The following is a 19,959-nucleotide window of genomic DNA, read 5'->3' as shown; positions in this document are numbered from 1 at the left end:
GTACAGGACGGGGTGAAGATAGCGATGATGATCATCATCCGCTTTATTTTGCCCGTTTGCAGTGGAATTTTTTAGGGAAAGAAGTCCCCTTCTCTGGCAGCGATGTGTCTATTTCAGAAACGCCGATGGCGAGTATTGGGTTTGGTAGCGCCTGGAACCGTAGTCGCTATACCCGCTTCTCTACCTCAGGAGGCAGTGAACTCTCGGGATTTGAAGAAGGTGTGGATGGTCAGTATTCCATTAAACAGCATACGGTTGACGCGACCTATTTCTACGCAGGCTTTAATGGTCAGGGTGAATATCACGAAAAGGAAGTGACGGATCGGCTATCTGGTGAAGTGCGTACGCTACGGGGCTATTATTTACAAGGGGGTTACTTTTTTCATCAATTGATTCCTCAATGGCCTAAAGCCCTTGAAGTTGCAGCGCGTTACGCACGCTTCACGCCAGATTCAACTGCCAGTACACGTCAATACGAGCATGCCGTGGCCCTTAACTGGTTTATTTCAGGCCACAATAATAAGATTACCGCTGATGCGACCCGGTTTAACTATGAAGAAGATCTTATCGGCGCAGTACACGAATGGCGCTACCGCTTGCAGTGGGATATCTCCTTTTAACGCTTCAAGTAGAAGTATTGTGTAGATAATTACTAGTACTTAATTGCTAATATATTTATCTAACACATTGCTTTTTAAACACAATCCTGCAATATTAATACAGTCTACCGTAAGCAAATTGCATTTGCTTACGGGGGTTTTACTGTCTAATTTGTTGGAGTAGAACGAAAAACGCGCAATCTTATTGTGTGTTCTCAACGTTTACGTATCAAGGAGGATAACAGCAAGGTTATATTTACTCCCTCTGATACCGCCCGTCATGTTAGCTTAAACACTGTCATAATTTGTCCTTAATGGACATCACGTCACGTATAAGTTTGTAGGATTTATAGAAAGGAGAATTAAGGTGAGCGAAACACCCACGGAAGTAACAAATACCTCAGATAGTAGCGCTAAAATTGTATACATACTGTATTTGGTTGGGCTCTTTTTTGGGATCACCGGTATTATCGGTGTCGTAATGGCCTATATTAATAAGTCGGATGCGCCAGAATGGCTACAGTCCCATTACAAATTCCAAATCAGAACCTTCTGGATTGGTTTTCTGTACTTATTTATAGGGTCTATTTTATCCGTTATTATCGTAGGATGGTTTGTCCTCCTATTCTGGGTGATCTGGTTAATTGTCCGCTGTGTTAAAGGCATGAAAGCACTGGAAAACAAACAAGCACACCCAAATCCAGACAGCTGGATGTTTTAATACTAAAACACGGAAGCGCCCCAATCAGCGCTTCCGTGTTTTTTGTTTTCTTACCATTAGCATCCTGCTTCACCGTACACCGCCCTTCCCTTTGCAATACACGCCTTTTCTTTAAGAAGCCGACCAACGGCTGATAGATAGGTGTTTACTTTATCGTGACTTTTGCATCACTTACCCAGGTCTCGGTGATGGCTTTATCATCTTTAGTAAGGTAGGCGCGAATGCTCACAGGATCATTATTGTCTTGCTTATAATCAAAGGTTAAACGCCATTGTTCAGTACCAACAACGGGATAAGCCCCAATGGGTTCAATAATTTCGCCATTTGAGGCTTCAACAACGGCTTTGACGCCACTGTCTCTATCTAATTCTTCTAATACCGGCCCTTCAAAATCAATGACCATTTTATTCACGCCCTCAGGAACAGGTTGGCCAGGTATGCCCCCTAAACCCTGTCGCGTGTTCACTACGGTGGCCAGTTTCGCCGGTTTGGGATCACTGGGACGCCACTCTATGTCATAGGAAAAAGTAAATTCATCGCCTTTACGGGCGGGCTTTTCCGGTACCCAATACGCCACGATATTATCGAAAGTTTCATCTTTCGTTGGGATCTCGACTAATTGCACTGCGCCTTTACCCCAATCGCCAATGGGTTTTACCCAAGCAGAGGAACGTTTATTATAGAATACGCCATCATCCTGATAGTGCGCGAAATCACGATCTCGTTGGATAAGCCCGAAGCCTTTTGGGTTTTCATCCATAAAACTGTTAGTTGATACCGCACTAGGATTATTCAGAGGACGCCAAATATACACATCTGAGCCCGTGTGAATCGCAAGGCCGTCACTATCGTGGATCTCTGGACGCCAGTCTTTGGCAAGGGTTTTCTCTTTTTGGGAATACCAATACATACTGGTGAGCGGTGCGATGCCTAAACGTTCTACATCGTTACGCATATACAAGTTTGCGGTCACCGACGTTATGTGACCTTTTGCTTCTTTATTATCTTTCGCCAAGCCAAAACGGTATGCACCGGTAATCGATGGGCCTTCAAGTAACGCCCAAACCGTTAAATCGTCGCCCTTTTTCTCGGCAGGGCCTAACCAAAAAGCGGAAAATCGGGGAAATTCTTCCGGCTGGTTCATTCCTGTATTAATGGCGATGCCCCTTGCTGAGAGTCCATATTGGCCTTCCGGGCCGTCAGTGCGAAAATAGGATGCGCCAAGGAACGAAACCCAATCGGGTTTAAGGCCCGGTCGCATTACACGAAAACCGGCAAACCCAAATCCCTCGGGTAAATCGTGTGCCGGGCTATCGGCAGGCATATCAAAAAAATCATTGCTAAAGGGGACTTCACTAACGATGTTTTCATCGTCTCTTACATACACTCTTACCGGTTGGGGAAAATACCGCCCAGGATAGAACAACTGTACCGGCGATTTTTTTCCATCAACGTATAAGCTCTCATCTTCTTTAAAACGTATCTTCCAATGTTGATCATAATCAATCTTATCGATTAACTCAGGTGACGGTACAACGGCCGGCGCATAAGGTTGAGCGGCATTCGTTTTTGCCATTGTTTTTAAATCTTCAAAGGTAAACTCAGCTTTATCGCTATTTGTTGCTGCTTGTACTGACATCGAGATAGAAAAAATAATCGCGATAGAAGACGTTAAATTCATATAAGGAGATCTCCAATAAATTAAGCTTTGTATAAAGTGAGTATGCCTTTAAGTGCGCAAAGTATAAGGGGAATTAAAGCAATGTACTATTTTCTTTAATCATTGTTTTATCGCCCGGTGTTACTGCACTAAACCCCTACTTATTCTTATTTGGCCTAGAAATTGGATCAAAATTTGTTTTTTTATATACAAAACCAAACTGAAAAGCGTGCTGCTATGGGCGGTAATAGAAGTCAACAGATTGTGTGAATGGGGCCGGCGAACCGGCCCTTTCACTTTACAACGGGGATGGCGTTTTTCTACGGTGTACCAGGCTATATAACGCTGGCAATACAATTAAAGTTAAAACGGTGGAGGAAATAACGCCACCGATGACAACCGTCGCTAAGGGACGCTGTACTTCTGCACCTGTACCTGTGTTTAAGGCCATGGGCACAAAGCCAAGACTGGCCACAAAGGCTGTCATTAACACCGGACGCAGACGAATAACGGCTCCGTCGACAATGGCATTCAATAGATCGCCGTTTTTATGCCAAAGATCACGAATAAAGGTCACCATAACAAGACCGTTTAACACCGCCACACCAGATAAGGCGATAAAACCTACGCCAGCAGAGATGGACAAGGGCATATCTCGTAGCCACAGAGCAAACACGCCACCGGTTAACGCTAAGGGAACCCCAGAAAAAATAATTAACCCGTCTTTAAGTGAGCCAAAAGCCATGACTAATAAACCAAGAATAATGGCCAAGGTTACCGGCACCACAATACTTAATCGTGCACTGGCCGACTGGAGCTGCTCAAAGGTGCCGCCAAAATCTAGCCAGTATCCGCTGGGGATTTCAACGTGTTGCTGAATTTGCTGTTTTACGTCATCAACAAAAGAGCCGAGATCCCGTTCTCTCACATTGGTGGTAACAACGACGCGACGTTTACCGTTTTCTCGGCTAACCTGAGCCGGTGCTGGTTTAATGGAAAGATGGGCAATTTCACTTAGCGGAATATAGCCACCGTCAGGCAGGGCGACAGGCAATGCACCAAACTGATGAACATCGTTACGAATACCCTCTGGTAGTCTAATGGCCAAAGTAAAACGGCGATCGCCCTGATATATTTCACCCACACCTTCACCGCCAATTGCTGCCGCCAAAAAAAACTGTAAATCGGCCACATTCAGACCGTAGCGAGCCAATTCTGTGCGATCTGGTTCAATGGATAATAGGGGTATGCCTTCGACTTGTTCAACGCGGGCGTCTGCAGCACCTTCAACGTTTTTAACCACAGCTAAAATGTTATCGGCGGTGCGTTTTAAGATGGAAAGATCATCACCAAAAATTTTAATGCCAAGATCAGAGCGCACACCGGAGATTAATTCATTAAAGCGCATCTGTATGGGTTGCGTAAATTCGTAATTGTTACCCGGTACGCTCTTGGCCTTCTTTTCAATAAGGGCCACCAGATCTTCTTTTGCCATATCTGGATTTCGCCACTGGCTGCGAGGCTTAAGTAGCACAAAGGTGTCTGTGACATTGGGTGGCATAGGATCCGTGGCAATATCCGGCGTACCAATACGGGAGAAAACCTTCTTCACTTCAGGTACCACAAGCAAAACATCTTCTAAGGTTTTTTGCATCGCCACCGATTGACTCAAACTGGTGCCCGGTATACGCATAGCGTGTAGCGTAATATCACCTTCATCAAGTTGTGGAATAAACTCAGAACCCAACGTGCTCATCAGCCATGTTGATGCTACCACGAGCAAAAGTGCGCTAGATACAATTAACAGGCGCATTCTAAGTACGGCTTTTAATACCGGCCTATAGAGGGATTTACTGTACCGAACAATCATATTGTCATTTTTTGGCATCTTGCCTTTCATAAATACCGCCACCATAGCCGGTACAAGGGTAAGAGCAAAAATCATAGCCGCAATAAGGGCCATTACCACCGTGGCTGCCATGGGATAAAACATTTTCCCTTCTACGCCCGTGAGGGTGAAAATGGGAATATACACCACGGTAATAATAACCACGCCAAACAACGCCGGACGGATCACCTCAACGGTTGCACCATAAACCAGATCCAGACGTTGCTTTATCGGTAGTAGGCCTTTTTGTTGGGCATTGGCAAGGCGGCGCATGCCGTTTTCAACAATGATCACCGCACAATCTACGATCAGGCCAAAATCTAATGCGCCCAAACTCATCAAATTTGCAGTTACACCGGTTTGTACCATGCCAAACAGGGTGGCTAACATAGACAATGGGATCACTGCGGCAGTAATCAACGCTGCCCGCAAATTACCCAGTAACACAAACAATACCACGATAACCAGCAGCGCCCCTTCCAGCAGGTTGGTTTGTACCGTATGAATGGTTTTGTTTACCAGTTCGGTTCTGTCATAAACGGTTCGTAGGTATACACCATCAGGTAGAGAGGCTTTAACGGCTTCTAATTTATCGGCAAATTCCTTCGCTACCTGTTGGGCGTTTTCTCCCACTAACATCATGGCGATGCCAATCACGGTTTCTTTACCGTCAGCTGTCGCTGCGCCAGAGCGCAACTCTTTACCAATAGCGACTTCTGCCACATCTTTTACAAATACCGGGGCATTGTGGTGTTTTCCCACCACCACTTGTTCAATGTCGGCAATGGTGTTTAGTTGTCCCGGTAAGCGTACAAGCAGTTGTTGGCCATTTTGTTCAATAAACCCTGCCCCTCGATTATTATTATTGTTTCGTAAGGCATGGGCTAGATCACTGAAGGAGATTTCATGCTCAAGCAATAGCTTGGGATCCGGTAATACATGGAACTGCTTGTTGTAGCCTCCAAAGGTATTAATTTCCACAATGCCTGATACCTGAGCGAGTTGAGGCTTTATGATCCACTCCTGAATCTCTCGCAGGGCGATGGCATCAAATGCAGTACCGTCAGCTTTTTGGGCATCAGGCGCCGCTTCAATGGTGTACATAAAAATCTCACCGAGTCCACTGGCTATGGGCCCCATGGTCGGCTCGATTTGCGCCGGTAAACGGCTTTTGATGGCACCAAGGCGCTCATCAATAAGGTTACGGGCAAAGTAGATATCTGTGCCCTCTTTAAAAACAACCGTAATTTGGGATAACCCATATCGAGAAATAGAACGGGTGTATTCCAGTTGGGGTAAGCCGTACAGGGCGGTTTCGATGGGAAATGTCACCCGTTGTTCTGTTTCTAAAGGAGAATAGCCGGGCGCCTTGGTATTAATTTGAACCTGAATATTAGTAATATCCGGCACGGCATCAATGGGCAGTTGTTTGTAACTCCATAGCCCCACTCCCACTAACACAACAATCAGACTTAGCATCAGGTAACGTCGGGTAATGGATAAACGTATAATGGTATTAATCATGCCACTCACCCTGGTTAATGTGTATGACCGGCACCGGATTTTTCGATGTCGGCTTTTATGAGATAACTATTGTCCAGTACATAAGGCGTACCGGGGGCTATATCGGATAAAATCTCTGTGAATTGGGCGTCCTTTTGTCCGGTTTTCACCGTTCGCGGTTCGTAGTTTTGTCCTTCTTTAATAAAAATCACAGTTTGACCATCAAGTTCATGAAGTGCATGGTTTTCTACACGTAGACTCACCTGCTCTTTCTTAAAGATAATATTGGCGCTGATTAGATCGCCTGGCATGTGTTGCCCATCACCATTGTCGAATTTTATTCGGGCCAGCAAATAAGGCGCATCATCGGGGCCGGGAATAATATGGTGGATCGTCGTTAAGGCTAGGTTGTCTTCATCGATCACTTGTACCTGTTGACCGGGTTTTATGTATTTACGCTGATTGTGAAATATTTTAAGTTCACCCCACAATGAATTGATATTAAGCAGAGTGAAAAGTGTTGTGTCGGCGGCCACTTCACCCACATTCACATTGCGATGCTGGATCACACCGTCAATGGGCGATGTGATGGTGTAGTTTTGCAGGCTTGCGTTCGATTCGATGGTGACAAGTTTCTGTCCTTTTTTCACCGCGTCACCAATATTGACATAAACGGCCCGCACCACGCCGGGAAAACGGGCGCGGATATTGGCAATATTCTCCGGCGATGCTGTAAGGCGACCAAAGACTTTTAGTTTTTTTGCAATCTCTCCGGACTGGACGGTGGCAAAGGTTAAGCCATTTTTTATGGCCATTTCTTTACTGATAGTTACCCGGTTTTCATACGAAGGCCATTGCCATTGATAGTGTTTTCCTTGCAGCTGCAATGATAAGGTCAGCTCAAAAGAATGGGGCTCGTGAACGGTTTTATCTCCTTGCCAGTATGCCCCCTGTTTATGGAAATTCACCGTAACAGGATCTTCGTGTAAACGTTGATAGATAAGGGTCATAGTTGCATTATCAATGGTCTGTGTGCCTTGTGATAACCAGATGCGAAACGCTGCGCCATCTTGCTCATGAATAAGGGCAAATTCGGCTTTAACATCACCTTTCATTAAAAGCATTCCACCATGAGGGCCTTGCAGTTCTTCGTCATGGGCGTCGTCATGATGATCATGTTCCCCTGATCCCCAAGACGATAAAGGTAGAGTCAGGCAAAAAATCAAGAAGAGAGTTTTCATTTTTCAATGCGTTCCTTGTTAAATCGGTATAGGTTGCCAAGCATCGGGTTAGCGAATATTTAATGGTTGGGCAGTCAGTTGTTCTATGAGGGCCTGATTAAGCAGTACCGACGTTGCTGCATCCACTAAGGTCATGCGAGCATCTAACAGCGCTTGTTGGGCGATGGCCCAATCAAGGTATGAATATGCGCCCTTTTCGTAAGCGTCTTGAGTAAGGGCAAGGGACTCGGTTAAAAGCGGGATAACCTCCTGCTTGAGTTGTTTAAATCCTTGCTGTTGTTGTTGCCGCTGGGTGTAAGCTTTAAATAGACGGGCACGCAATGCGAGCAAGGCGGCTTGTTTTTCATCTTTAACCTGATTTTTAGCGGCTATCGCCGCCTGCACATTTCCCCTATTGCGCTTTTGTGCAAACAAGGGCATGGATACCCCCACGGAAAAAGCACTATCGTCAGTGGCTGCAAAGCGTTTGATGCCAACTTGCCAGCGTAAATCACTATCCGACTGACTAAGGGCTAGCTGCATTTCTGCTTCCCGTACCCGAGCTTCTCTAGCGTAGCGTTCTATCGCCGGCGTGGCATTAACCCGTTGCAAAAGCACATTAAACGTCGGGACTTCATTAAACGCGTAAAGATCACCGCCTAACTGAGTAAAGGACAATTGATTTGCTCCCCAGTAGCTAGCTAGGATGACTTTGCTGCTTTCGTAACGGGCCTTAATTTCGGATTCTTTTAACCGTGCACGAGCCAACGCGGCTTTTGCACGCAAGCCTTCTGCTTTAGGCGTCACACCGCGATTAACCCGCATAAGCACCTGCTGATAGGTATGTTGTGCTAGCGTTGTGGCTTCTTTGGCAATGGCGTGCTTCTCCTGAAGAGACAGAGTGGTAATAAATGCCTGGGTAACCTCACCGATAAGATCCAACGCAGCCACTTTCTTTTCCACTTCTACATAAGCGAGCCGTGAATCCACAAAAGCCGTGCGCGCTTGCTGTTTATCGCCAAGTTCAATAACAGAGGAAACCGCAAGGGTGATTTCCGCGGCGTCCACCGCCTCAAAATCACCACTGCCGAGAATATTTTCTGCTTCCAGATCCAGTTCATAAGCGGGCCTTTGAGCTGCAAATTGTCGCTGTCCTTCCAGCGCCCTCACCCGCCATTTAAAAACCCGCAATTGAGGGTGTTGTGCCAGGGTCATTTGTACGGCCTTAGCAAGGGTCAGTGACGATGATGGGGGTTGTGCTTTTGCACCAGTACTGAGCGCACAATTGACTACAAAGAATACTAACAGGCACACGCACAGTGGTTGCCAATGTAATGATCGGATTTTATCCAGCATGATCTTGCTTGTCCTTTACGATGATATGACTAAATTTGCCGGCTACAGGGCAATGCTGCTAACGAAAAGGACTACAGGATGGGAGGACGATAAATGATCGCTGCTAAGCTGCTGATTTTTAAAACATGGGGATTGGCAAGTAAAGTAGACTTTACCAACACATGGGTTTTGTTGGCCCAAATAGCAGGGCCAAGCAGTAAGTTATGACAATGCCCACAATGATCACAGTGTTCTTCACAGGTCCCGTCATCCTGAAGCGCAATTGGACACTGATTGCCATCAGTATTAAGACAGCTGGATGAGTCTATTAAGGTGTTATTGTGCTGCACAAGAGAGATGTCAATGACGTCGTCGTCACGACCATCTTTGCACAATGCCGTTGACGCAAAGACTAATTGAAACAGCAAAGCTGCTATCAAAAAGAAAGAAAGTGATTTTGTATTATTGGGTGAGCTGCGCATGTTCATCGGCGGGGATTACGCTTTTTCACATGATCTGTGTAACGGGTGTCTGCTAACAAATTGATATTACACAAAGAACAGACAGGAACACATATAATCACAGGATCTATTTTCCCACAGCAAAAAACGTTATCCTAAACCTTCCAGTAACTGGAAGGTCAATACCTATGAAAATTCACCAAGTCGCTAAACAATCGGGGCTCCCCCCTAAAACCATCCGTTATTATGAAGATGTGGGCTTGTTACCGCCTGCAAAGCGAGATGCCAACGGTTATCGAGAATATAAGAAGCCGGACATTGACAGGTTGGTGTTTATTCGTCGCTGTCGTGATTTGCAGATCCCTATTAAAGAATTGAAAGTATTGGTCAATACTCAGGCCGAACAACATTCCTCTTGCGGGAATATCGATGAAATTATCATAAAGCAACTTCATCGGGTACGACGCAGCCTTAAAGAATTAACGGAACTTGAGGCGACGTTAAGTGAACTTGCCCATTCCTGTGGCAACGACACCGTGTCTCAATGTGGTATTTTGCAAAAACTCCGTGCTACCACACATCAGGCGTCATAGCCGGGAAAAAGACTATTTGCCTTTAATTTCGTTGAAGGCTTGTAAAGCCCGTTCCCGGGTGACTTTGAGATCTACCATAGGTAGTGGGTAATCTTCTCCTAGCCTGATACCGGCGTCTTCTAAAACCGCCTTACTGGCTTCCCAAGGTTTATGAATGTATTTAGCCGGTAAATTCTTAAGTTCAGGGCACCATTGGCTCACATAAGCGCCTTCCTTATCGAATTTTTCTCCCTGTAAAACAGGATTGAAGACTCGAAAATAAGGTGATGCATCGGCACCCGAGCCCGCTATCCATTGCCAACCTGCAGTGTTATTGGCAACATCTGCATCGGCTAAGCAGTCCCAAAACCAGGCTTCCCCTTTACGCCAATCCATGAGTAAGTTTTTTACCAAAAACGAACCCACCACCATGCGCACACGATTATGCATAAAGCCAGTATGCCAAAGCTCTCGCATGCCGGCATCCACAATGGGGATCCCTGTCATCCCTGTTTTCCATTTATCAAAATCAGCGTCATCACTACGCCAAGGAAACTGATCAAATTTTTGATTGAAATTCTTTTCGGAAAAGTCAGGGAAATGATAAACAAGATGATGGGCAAATTCCCGCCACCCTAACTCACTGAGAAAGGTATCTATGCCAGTATTTTCCCCATCGCCAAATGCCCCTTTAAGGGCGTACCAAATTTGATGGGGGGAAATTTCGCCAGCATGTAAGTGTGCAGAAAGCATGGATGTGCCCGGCACCGATGGAAAGTCACGGTTCGCTTTATATTCTGCAGCGGCATCCTCGATAAAAGTGGCTAAGCGGGAAGCCGCCCCTTCTTCGCCGGGTTGCCAGGTTTTAGCAATGCCATCGTACCAGTTGATCTTGGGCAGGTAATCTAATTCGTCGATAGACAGGTATTTGTGGCTTTTTTCCATATTGGCGTAGGTAATACGAGGGGGCGCGGCTTGCGGATAACGGGGGGAAGCTGCCTGTAAGCAGCCTTTGCGATAAAAGGGCGTAAAGACCTTGTAGGGCAATCCTGATTTGTTTTGTATATCCCACGGCTCCCACAACAGGCTAGCATTAAAACTTTTGGCTGTTTTGCCGGAATCTAAAATGGTTTTTTTGATGGCGATATCACGCTGAATATTCCAGGGTTCATAACAGCGATTCCAAAAAATATGGTCGATGGACAGTGCATCCATGAGGGCGGGAATTAAAACCCGCGGATCACCAGCGAGTATGATCAAGTGTTCGTTAAGACGTTTATTCAGTGCCGTTAGCGATTGATGTAGCCACCATTTTGAAACGCCGCCCGGTATACGAGATGCCGGCAAGCGAGTATCATCGATATAAACTGGCACAATGTTGCCAAAGTCACAGGCTGCATTTAGCGCTGGGTTATCTTTAACGCGCAAGTCTTGGCGAAACCAAACAATACTGGTGGGAACCGTCACAATGTATTCCTTAAATAGAAAGGTTTGATAACGTCATGGCCTGTTTAACGGATCAACAATTGGGTAAAAACGCGCGGATGTATCGCTTACACAGCTAAAAATACATGAATACCAAGGTACAGCCAGCGACCATGCCCACTTAACGGCTCTGCTCTTTAAGCCATTGATTTAATAGTCTTATTTGTCCACATTTGTAGGCTGCATAGGTTATGCGTAACGCATTAGATAACACTTCGCTGTCATTCCATCCGGTTTTTTCACTGATATCCGTATAGCACTGCATGGCTTGGGGGGTCACATAGCCTCGCACTAGTTTTTTACCCGCCGCTTTTTGTCGTTCTCTAAATCGACGTTGTTTTTCGGCATTGGCAGAAGGTTGCGCTTTCTTTTTTTTAGTCATAATGTGTCATTTCTCCGTTATCTCTTCAGTTTAGCATGTAAAAATATGGAATAAATAACTGTTCAGAGTTGTTTAGCGTACAAGTGTTCGCTAAATTACAGCACTGTAATTCTAACTACAAAGGGATATCATGTCCGACAGACAAAATAGTTTTAACCGTGACGATTTACTTGCATGTAGTCGTGGCGAAATGTTTGGTCCGGGTAACAGCCAGTTACCTGCCCCAAATATGTTAATGATGGATAGGATCAGCCATATCAGCGAAGAAGGCGGCGAATACGGAAAAGGTGAAATTATCGCCGAATTAGATATACAACCTGATCTGTGGTTTTTTGATTGCCACTTCCCTGGCGATCCTGTAATGCCTGGTTGTCTTGGCTTAGATGCCATGTGGCAACTGGTCGGTTTTTTCCTCGGTTGGAGTGGCGGACCAGGTAAAGGACGGGCACTGGGTGTCGGTGAAGTGAAATTTACCGGACAAATATTGCCAACGGCGAAAAAAGTGACTTACCGTATTAACATGAAACGTGTGGTCAAACGTCGGTTATTTATGGGACTGGCAGATGGTCAGGTGGAAGTGGATGGTCGTGTTATCTATACCGCCAAAGATCTTAAAGTAGGCTTGTTCCAAGACACGTCAAACTTCTAACGTTGTTTTCTATAGCCATGAAAAAAGCCCCGAATGCGGGGCTTTCACTTATACGATAAAGAGACGCTTAACGCACGTTGAAGCCAAGACTCCTGTCTTCAACCGCTTCTCTCCAGCCTCCAAGCCAGTGCGATTTCGCATCATTCGCTTGGAATGGACAGTTCTCTTTTGAACGACCGCTGATACCAGCCTGATAGCCTTTTGCGTGAGCACGCGTTAATTTATCTCTTTTTTGTCGTTTCATTGATAAGCCTCATATTTTGGTTATGTGCCACTGACGTTTTCAGGCTCTCCTCACTCTTCATATTTGATGGAGCCATCAAAGCATCATGCACACTATATGAGATAGTGTATATTCCATATTGGTTCAACTTTTTTAATTATTATGCGCTATTGACAAAATATAACATCATGAAACGACGTGTGATTTTTTGTTACATTTTTTTGTCATAAATATTACGTTTATTAAAACTGGTTTGAATATGTATAAAAAAACCGCAGACCTAGCTGCGGTTTTTTACTATTTAACTGTTTTTATTTTGTGCGACGTCTGAAGAAAGCCACTAGACCAACGAAGAGAAGCCAAGAGTAAGACAGAGATGCGCCTTGTCTCTCATAAGAATCGTCGTCATCTTCATCATCTGAGTCACAGGTATCAAGGGTGCCGCCGGACAAAGGAGTTAATTTAACTGCGACGATGGTATCGATGGTGGTTGATTCACCCTCACTATCAATAACCGTTTCACCGTTCACATAGGTACTGTCAGTACGATATCGGGCATTGGCAATAATTTCATTGTCATCGTTAATATCTATGGCATCAACAATGGTGTAATCACTGTCACAGGAAATAAGATCATTAAGATCGATGATCTCACCATCATCTATATCATACATGAAACCATGGGTTTCTCGGTTAGTATCCACCGTTGAGTCGTATTCTGAAATGCCTACCACAATATTGTTGTTATTGATGGCCTTTCCTTTTGCCCCAGCATTGGTAAAGAAGCCTTCCGGATATAGTTCTTCACCTGTATCGAGGTTATAGATAAAAATTCGGTTACGAGCGGTGCCGTTTGGTGCACGTAAAACATAGCCAGTAACCCAATTGTCATTATTGATAGAAAGGGCTTCGGAAAGAATATTGTCGTCGTCATCAGGGAGGATAGCCGTGGTTTCACCATCGGAATAACTTACAGCAACATTTTCCAGTGCATAAGAAGAGCCAGAGGCATAAGTGATGTACTTAAGCTCATCCGTTGAAGATGCCCCCACGGCAATACCGTTGTCGTTGATATCACGGGCCAATGACCAATAGGCCGAACTGTCGCTGGAATCGGGCTCAAAAACCAGTGGATAGGTATCGGTGGAAATCACGTTTCCACTGCCATCTAATTGCCAAACAGTGGCTCTTACGTGGGCTCCTGGTGTACTGCTATCACCCACTTCAGGGATGTCAAAACCGTAGGTGGTGCTATCTGATGACGCATCTACCTGAATGTTCCGATAACAATATTCGATAGGCACATCACCGCGAGTATCATCGTCTTTACAGTTCTCAATGGCGGTATCGATACTGTCGATAAAGTCAATGGCGCTATTTCCTGCAACTTGCAGATTATTGTTGATAGCAAAAGCCTGACTCAAGCCATTAAGCGTATCTCTAGCATCCTCGTCATCAGCTTTAAGCAGTTTTGTTTCACCATGAACGCTAACAAAGGCGGTTTCTTCAATATCATTTAGGACATAGGTTAATTCATCACCGTCATCATCTTCATAGTCCAAGGCATAGTATGGCCCTTCGGTGGTACCCACGATATAATCGCCATCAAGACTATCACGGGCGTAAGTCACCACTTCTTGCGCGTAATCGTCAAATGTGTCTGAGTATTCGTCTAATCCAGGGATCAGTTCTGCATCGGTTGTATCGGTCAGATAAGAGCGATAAACCGCTAAATGCTGATACGAATAGGCGTTGCTTGCGGTAGCGCTTAAAGACAGTAATGTGCTGACGATGACGGTGTAATCGTAATCTGAAAACAGGCCTTGAATTACGTCGCTATAGCTTTCAAAGGAAGTGGCATAGCTGGTAAAGAATCCCGTGTCTTCCAGAAATTCAAAGTCTACGGGAGGATCGTATTCAGAAGATGATATCGTCAACATGTAACCAGAGTCATCAATAGACTGAGCAAAGTTGTTAACGCTGATATCTGACATCGGCAATGGAGTGACCGAATAGGTGGCTGCCACGGAGGATGCCGACACGTAGGTCATGGCCATGGCTGCTGCTAGCTGTGTTAATTTCATCTATTATCCTATTTACTGCTGAGTGTCTTCCAGCATACTTTCCAATTCATCCCAGCGCGCATATTTCTGGGACAGAGTTTCTTCTGATTCCGCGAGTTCAGCCAATGTTTGGGCTGTACTCTCAGTCGATTGCTTAAAAAACTCAGGATCGTTTACCATTTCCTGAAGTTCATTAACCCGCCCTTCCCACTTCTCTATCTCTGCGGGTAGTGAGTCCAGCTCACGCTGATCTTTATATGATAACTTTTTTGCTTTACGTACAGAAGGCTTTGGCTTAGGACTATTGCTTTGCGTAATAGTTTCATCTTTTACCTTCTCTTTACCGCTCGTCGTTTCACCGTTTTGTTTATACCAGGCTTCCACGTCGCTAAAGCCACCAACAAATTCGCGAAGCGTCCCCTCACCTTCAAATACCAAACAACTGTTTGCCACGTTATCTACAAATTCACGGTCGTGACTGACCAGTAAAACCGTGCCTTCATAATCATTAAGCAGGGTTTCTAACATTTCTAATGTTTCCACATCCAGATCATTTGTGGGTTCATCGAGAACCAATAAGTTACTGGGTTTTAACATGAGTTTAGCCAGCATCAAACGGTTCTTTTCCCCTCCTGAAAGGGATTTTACCGGGGCGTTCACCCGGTCCGGGGTAAACAAATAATCTTGCAGATAACTGATAACATGTCTGGGATGACCATTGACCATGAGATCCCGTTTACCTTCACCCACGGCATCAATCACACTCTCCTCAAGATTTAATCCTAAGCGATGCTGATCAAAATAGGCGACATCAAGGTTAACGCCCTGGCGCACTGTACCAGAATCTGGGGTAATTTGTCCCAGTAAGAGTTTGATAAGGGTTGATTTTCCGCTTCCGTTTGGGCCAATTAGGGCCAGTTTATCGCCGCGCATCACATTTAAGTTTAAATTTCGTACAATGGGTTTATCACCGTATGCATACGAGGCCTCTTTGACTTCAAAGACCATTTTCCCTGAGCGCGCCGCAGTATGTTGGGCGACCACCGCATTGCCCTGGGTTTCCCGACGGGCGTTTCGGCTTTCCCGTAATTTTTTTAATGCCCGCACGCGCCCTTCATTACGGGTTCTACGTGCTTTTATGCCTTGACGGATCCACACTTCTTCCTGGGCGAGCTTTTTATCAAACTCTGCGTTTTGCGCCGCTTCGACTTCTAAATCCTGCTGCTTTTTTTCTAAATAGGTTGCGTAATTTCCTGGATAACTTACCAAGTGTCCACGATCCAAATCAATGATGCGGGTGGCCATATGACGGATAAAAGCCCTGTCGTGACTGATAAACACGATGGCGCCCTGAAAACCGGTAAGGCTTTGCTCCAACCAGCGAATCATTTCAATATCCAGGTGGTTGGTGGGCTCATCCAGAAGTAGTAAATCTGGTTGACGTACCAATGCCCGGGCCAGCGCCGCTTTACGTCGCCATCCTCCAGACAAGGTGGACAATGACATATCCGCATCCAGCTTAAGCATGGTGAGGGTTTGTTCAATTTGTTGTTCAAACTGCCACGCATCCCGGCTTTCCAGGGTTTCTTGTAACCGCTGTAAGGTGTTTAGGTTCGCTTCGCTGGGATCGTCGGCCACTTTTCTTGTTTGATGGAAGTATTGCTTTAAACATTCCCCCACATCGGCTAAACCTTCGGCCACATAATCGAATAGTGAAATGTCCACCGTCTGAGGAGGATCTTGCTCTAAGCGTGCGATTACTGTCTTGCTATCGATAATACGTTGGCCATCGTCGGCAATAATATCACCGGCAAGTACCTTCATTAGGGTAGATTTTCCGCTACCATTGCGGCCTACTAAACAAACCCGCTCTTTGGGGTGAACAATCAGCTCGATACCGTCCAGTAACGGGGGATCGCCATAAATAACGGTGGTATTTTTTAACTGTATAACACTCATGATAAAAACGTTTCTGCCTGCTTTACGTCAAACGGCCATCCCAGTTCGGCACCGTTGTCCAGACGTTTAATAACGGGGATCCGAGCCCCATAGAGATGATACAGATGTGTATCATCGCGGATGTTAATTTTTGTAATCTGCCATTCTTGCGCTTGGGGCGTTTGCTTCAACACATCCTCGGCCAATGTACACAAGTGACACATGGGGCCGGTATAAAAAGCCAGCTTCATCGTGTTAAAACCCAGCATTTGTGAATGGCAGAATTTCGGGCAAAATCTTCGGGTATGGTGGCTTGGGTGATATCGGTAATCGCCGAATATCCCAGTTCTTCCAAGGCCCTATCATCGAGCTTAAAGCCGCGACGGTTGTTGGAAAAAATCACTTCCCCCCCGGGATTAAGACAGCGGAATGCGTCGGCAAGTAACGAGACATGATCCCGTTGTACATCAAACGTGCTTTGCATCCGTTTTGAGTTGGAAAATGACGGCGGATCCACAAAGATCAAATCGTATTTCCCTGGGTGGGTTTTCAACCAGGTGGTACAGTCTGCCTGAATAAAGGCATTGGCACTGCGAATGTTATTTAAACGCATATTTTCTTTCGCCCACTGTAGATAGGTATTTGACATATCTACCGTGGTCACCGATTTTGCGCCACCTAATGCAGCATGTACCGACACACTACCTGTATAGGAAAACAGATTTAATACATCTTTATTTTTCGCTTTTTGCGCTACGATTTGGCGGGTATCCCGATGATCAAGAAACAACCCGGTATCCAAATAATCAGTGAGGTTCACGGCAAATTTTGCGCCGTTTTCATACACCGTTAAACGTGAGTCTTTTTCATCCAGTTTTTCATACTGGTTACGGCCTTTTTGTTGAGCTCGCACTTTTAATACAATTTGTTTGGGGTTAACCCCTGTTACAGCCGGTAAATGCAGTAACACTTCCTGTAACCGTCTTCTGGCTTTATCTTCCGACACGGTTTTTGGCGGTGCGTATTCTTGTACAACTAGCCAATCACCATACACATCTACCGCCACGTTGTATTCCGGTAAGTCTGCATCATATATGCGATAACAATTGGTATCCTGCTGCTTTATCCAACCTTTTAAGCGTTTTAGGTTTTTCTTTAATCGGTTGGCAAAGTCATGGTTTTCAGCACTACCACCAAATTGTTTTACATTATCAGCATCAAGGGTGTAATTGACCAGTCGACACTCTAGGCGGCCATTGTTCATGGCGTATTCTTTTGATGCCCGTAGCTTTAACACCCGAAGTAAATCCCGATTACTGCTTAAAATGGACACCTGCCAGCCTTCCCAGGCATTTTTAAATTGCTTTCCTAATGCTGAAAACAACGGGATGAGTTCGGTAAGCTCCCCTAATCGTTCTCCGTATGGTGGGTTAGACACCAAATAGCCTGGCGTGTTTACCCCAGGGGTTGCCGATAGTGCATCACAGACGACAAAATCAATGTCCCCGAAAACCCCGGCTTGATCCGCGTTCTTTTTCGCAATGGCGATGAGTTTTCTGTCGATATCAGAGGCAATGATCTTGCTTGGACAGGGCACTTGTTGTGCCAGCGCATCATTTATGAGGGTATCCCAAAGGTCGGCGCGGTGCTGAAGCCAACGGGAGAATCCCCAATAGGCACGCTGCATACCAGGCGCAATATTGCGTGCAATCAATGCCGCTTCGATGGCAATGGTACCTGAACCACAAAAGATATCCTGTAAAGGCTTATCGGTATTTTCTGTCCACCCAGATCTAACCAACATGGCGCAAGCCACATGCTCTTTCAGCGGAGCTTCCCCAGTTTTGCTTCGGTATGCCCGCTGATGAAGACTGTTACCGGAAAGATCCAGACCAATGGTCACTTTATCACGATGGCAGCGGGCGTAGATGGGGAAATCAGCAAATTGTCTCTCCACTGACGGACGTTGATCCAGTTCTTCTACGAATTGATCGACAATGGCATCTTTGATCCTCACCGCACCAAACTGGGTATTTTTAATTGCCCGGTTGGTACCGTGAAAATTAACGCTGAGGGTGTCACTCACCTTCATGTGTTGTTGCCAGTCAACGGACATGGCCGTTTGGTAGAGATCCTCTGCCGAATCGCATTTTCCTTCCGTCAACACCCAGATTACACGGTTGGCCAATCGTGACCAAAGGCATATTTTATAGGCTTGTTCCAGGGTACCAATAAAATGCACACTGCCAGGTGATTCTCGGCATTCAATGCCGTCGCACAAGGATTCGAGTTCAGTTTTCAGCAACGAATCTAGGCCGCGGCTGGTAGTGACAATAATATGATTCATAATATCCAGTCAGTGCTGCAACGATACAGTTACAGACGAAAAATAAACAACATTTAAAGTTGGTTTACGATTTTTTGTACAAGGGATGGCCCTTGATAAATGAACGCAGAGTATACCTGAATCAACGAAGCACCGGCAGCTAATCTGTCTTTTGCTGATTGTACGTCGTGAATTCCCCCAACACCGATGATGGGAATGGCTCTGTCTAATGCTTTCGCCAGCTTCTGCGTCACTTCCAGGCTCATTTGTGTAAGGACTTCGCCACTTAATCCCCCTGCTTCATTGCCATGCTTTAAGTGCTGCACCGCATCGCGACTTAAGGTGGTATTGGTGGCAATAACCCCATCCATTTTACTGTTAATCAACGACCGGGCTATGCTGTCAATTTCTTCACCATTGAGATCCGGCGCAATCTTTATAAACAGCGGGACATACTTACCATGGGTCTGACAGAGTTTCTCCTGTGCGGTTTTTAACCCCGTTAACAACCCGTCCAGTGCTTCGCCGTATTGAAGATTGCGTAAACCCGGTGTATTCGGCGAGGAAATATTCACTGTGACATAACTGGCGTAAGGATAAACCTTGGTTAAACAATGCAGATAATCATCAAGCGCATGGTCCTCGGCAGTGTCTTTATTTTTACCGATATTGATGCCAATGGGACCATTGTAACGGGCATTTTTGACTTGTCTTACCAAGTGATCCACACCGAGATTATTAAATCCCATGCGGTTTATAATGGCCCCTTTTTCAGGTAAACGGAAAAGTCGAGGTTTAGGGTTACCCGGCTGTCCTTTCGGCGTTACCGTACCGACCTCCACAAATCCAAACCCCATACTGGCAAAGGCATCGATGCATTCGCCATTTTTATCTAAACCCGCCGCTAATCCCACTGGATTAGGAAAGGTAATAC

At 45.5% G+C, this 19,959-nt stretch carries 16 protein-coding genes and 1 pseudogene; 4 read left to right on the top strand and 13 right to left on the bottom strand.

What is annotated here, in order from left to right:
* Positions 1 to 620: pseudogene (locus V5298_RS14435) on the top strand (porin); the annotation flags it as partial.
* 346 nt (positions 621 to 966) lie between these two features.
* The gene (locus tag V5298_RS14430; RefSeq protein WP_332932151.1) at positions 967 to 1,320 is read left to right on the top strand and encodes a DUF4870 family protein; all 354 of its coding nucleotides are present in this window, start codon (positions 967 to 969) and stop codon (positions 1,318 to 1,320) included.
* A 145-nt stretch (positions 1,321 to 1,465) separates the two neighbouring features.
* Here V5298_RS14430 and V5298_RS14425 read toward each other — a convergent pair whose 3' ends face one another.
* The 5 genes from V5298_RS14425 to V5298_RS14405 all read right to left on the bottom strand — a co-directional run bounded on the left by V5298_RS14425 (position 1,466) and on the right by V5298_RS14405 (position 9,414).
* Entirely contained in the window at positions 1,466 to 3,001 is a 1,536-nt protein-coding gene (locus V5298_RS14425; protein ID WP_332932150.1) for a glucan biosynthesis protein, read from the bottom strand.
* A gap of 277 nt (positions 3,002 to 3,278) precedes the next feature.
* Positions 3,279 to 6,392 carry a CusA/CzcA family heavy metal efflux RND transporter gene (locus tag V5298_RS14420; RefSeq protein WP_332932149.1) on the bottom strand — a complete coding sequence of 1,038 codons (3,114 nt, stop codon included), beginning with the start codon at positions 6,390 to 6,392 and terminating at the stop codon, positions 3,279 to 3,281.
* Positions 6,393 to 6,406: 14 nt separating this feature from the next.
* A complete protein-coding gene (locus V5298_RS14415) occupies positions 6,407 to 7,612 on the bottom strand; it encodes an efflux RND transporter periplasmic adaptor subunit (protein WP_332932148.1) in 1,206 nt (401 codons plus the stop codon).
* Between the two features lie 48 nt (positions 7,613 to 7,660).
* Complete coding sequence (locus V5298_RS14410) at positions 7,661 to 8,947, bottom strand: TolC family protein (protein ID WP_332932147.1); 1,287 nt, start codon at positions 8,945 to 8,947, stop codon at positions 7,661 to 7,663.
* Between the two features lie 71 nt (positions 8,948 to 9,018).
* The gene (locus tag V5298_RS14405; protein ID WP_332932146.1) at positions 9,019 to 9,414 is read right to left on the bottom strand and encodes a hypothetical protein; all 396 of its coding nucleotides are present in this window, start codon (positions 9,412 to 9,414) and stop codon (positions 9,019 to 9,021) included.
* A gap of 161 nt (positions 9,415 to 9,575) precedes the next feature.
* Between V5298_RS14405 and V5298_RS14400 the strand changes: the two genes are divergently transcribed.
* Complete coding sequence (locus tag V5298_RS14400) at positions 9,576 to 9,980, top strand: MerR family transcriptional regulator (RefSeq protein ID WP_332932145.1); 405 nt, start codon at positions 9,576 to 9,578, stop codon at positions 9,978 to 9,980.
* A gap of 12 nt (positions 9,981 to 9,992) precedes the next feature.
* Here the strand turns inward: V5298_RS14400 and V5298_RS14395 are convergent, their stop codons facing one another.
* A complete protein-coding gene (locus tag V5298_RS14395; RefSeq protein WP_332932144.1) occupies positions 9,993 to 11,426 on the bottom strand; it encodes a deoxyribodipyrimidine photo-lyase in 1,434 nt (477 codons plus the stop codon).
* Between the two features lie 139 nt (positions 11,427 to 11,565).
* Positions 11,566 to 11,826, bottom strand: a complete 261-nt coding sequence (locus V5298_RS14390) for a hypothetical protein (protein ID WP_332932143.1) — start codon at positions 11,824 to 11,826, stop codon at positions 11,566 to 11,568.
* Positions 11,827 to 11,956: 130 nt separating this feature from the next.
* Here V5298_RS14390 and fabA point away from each other — a divergent pair, with 130 nt between their 5' ends.
* Positions 11,957 to 12,475: a 3-hydroxyacyl-[acyl-carrier-protein] dehydratase FabA gene (fabA, locus tag V5298_RS14385; RefSeq protein ID WP_332932142.1), complete on the top strand. Its 519-nt coding sequence runs from the start codon at positions 11,957 to 11,959 to the stop codon at positions 12,473 to 12,475.
* Between the two features lie 67 nt (positions 12,476 to 12,542).
* Here fabA and rmf read toward each other — a convergent pair whose 3' ends face one another.
* The 6 genes from rmf to pyrD form a co-directional block, all read right to left on the bottom strand.
* On the bottom strand, positions 12,543 to 12,719 hold the full coding sequence (rmf, locus tag V5298_RS14380) for a ribosome modulation factor (protein WP_332932141.1): 177 nt from the start codon (positions 12,717 to 12,719) through the stop codon (positions 12,543 to 12,545).
* Between the two features lie 290 nt (positions 12,720 to 13,009).
* The gene (locus V5298_RS14375) at positions 13,010 to 14,782 is read right to left on the bottom strand and encodes a DUF3466 family protein (protein WP_332932140.1); all 1,773 of its coding nucleotides are present in this window, start codon (positions 14,780 to 14,782) and stop codon (positions 13,010 to 13,012) included.
* A gap of 12 nt (positions 14,783 to 14,794) precedes the next feature.
* Positions 14,795 to 16,720, bottom strand: coding sequence for an ATP-binding cassette ATPase Uup (gene uup, locus V5298_RS14370; protein ID WP_332932139.1), 1,926 nt, complete (start codon positions 16,718 to 16,720; stop codon positions 14,795 to 14,797).
* Positions 16,717 to 16,950 carry a glutaredoxin family protein gene (locus tag V5298_RS14365; RefSeq protein WP_332932138.1) on the bottom strand — a complete coding sequence of 78 codons (234 nt, stop codon included), beginning with the start codon at positions 16,948 to 16,950 and terminating at the stop codon, positions 16,717 to 16,719. The genes uup and V5298_RS14365 overlap by 4 nt, the downstream gene beginning before the upstream one ends.
* On the bottom strand, positions 16,947 to 19,046 hold the full coding sequence (rlmKL, locus tag V5298_RS14360) for a bifunctional 23S rRNA (guanine(2069)-N(7))-methyltransferase RlmK/23S rRNA (guanine(2445)-N(2))-methyltransferase RlmL (protein WP_332932137.1): 2,100 nt from the start codon (positions 19,044 to 19,046) through the stop codon (positions 16,947 to 16,949). The genes V5298_RS14365 and rlmKL overlap by 4 nt, the downstream gene beginning before the upstream one ends.
* A gap of 53 nt (positions 19,047 to 19,099) precedes the next feature.
* Positions 19,100 to 19,957 (bottom strand): quinone-dependent dihydroorotate dehydrogenase, encoded by an 858-nt coding sequence (gene pyrD / locus V5298_RS14355; protein WP_332932136.1) that lies wholly within the window; start codon positions 19,955 to 19,957, stop codon positions 19,100 to 19,102.
* Between the last annotated feature and the right edge of the window lie 2 nt (positions 19,958 to 19,959).

It is taken from the genome of Alteromonas sp. 14N.309.X.WAT.G.H12 (assembly GCF_036697315.1).
Classification (GTDB): domain Bacteria; phylum Pseudomonadota; class Gammaproteobacteria; order Enterobacterales; family Alteromonadaceae; genus Alteromonas.
This window is presented reverse-complemented; position numbering and strand designations above follow the sequence as displayed.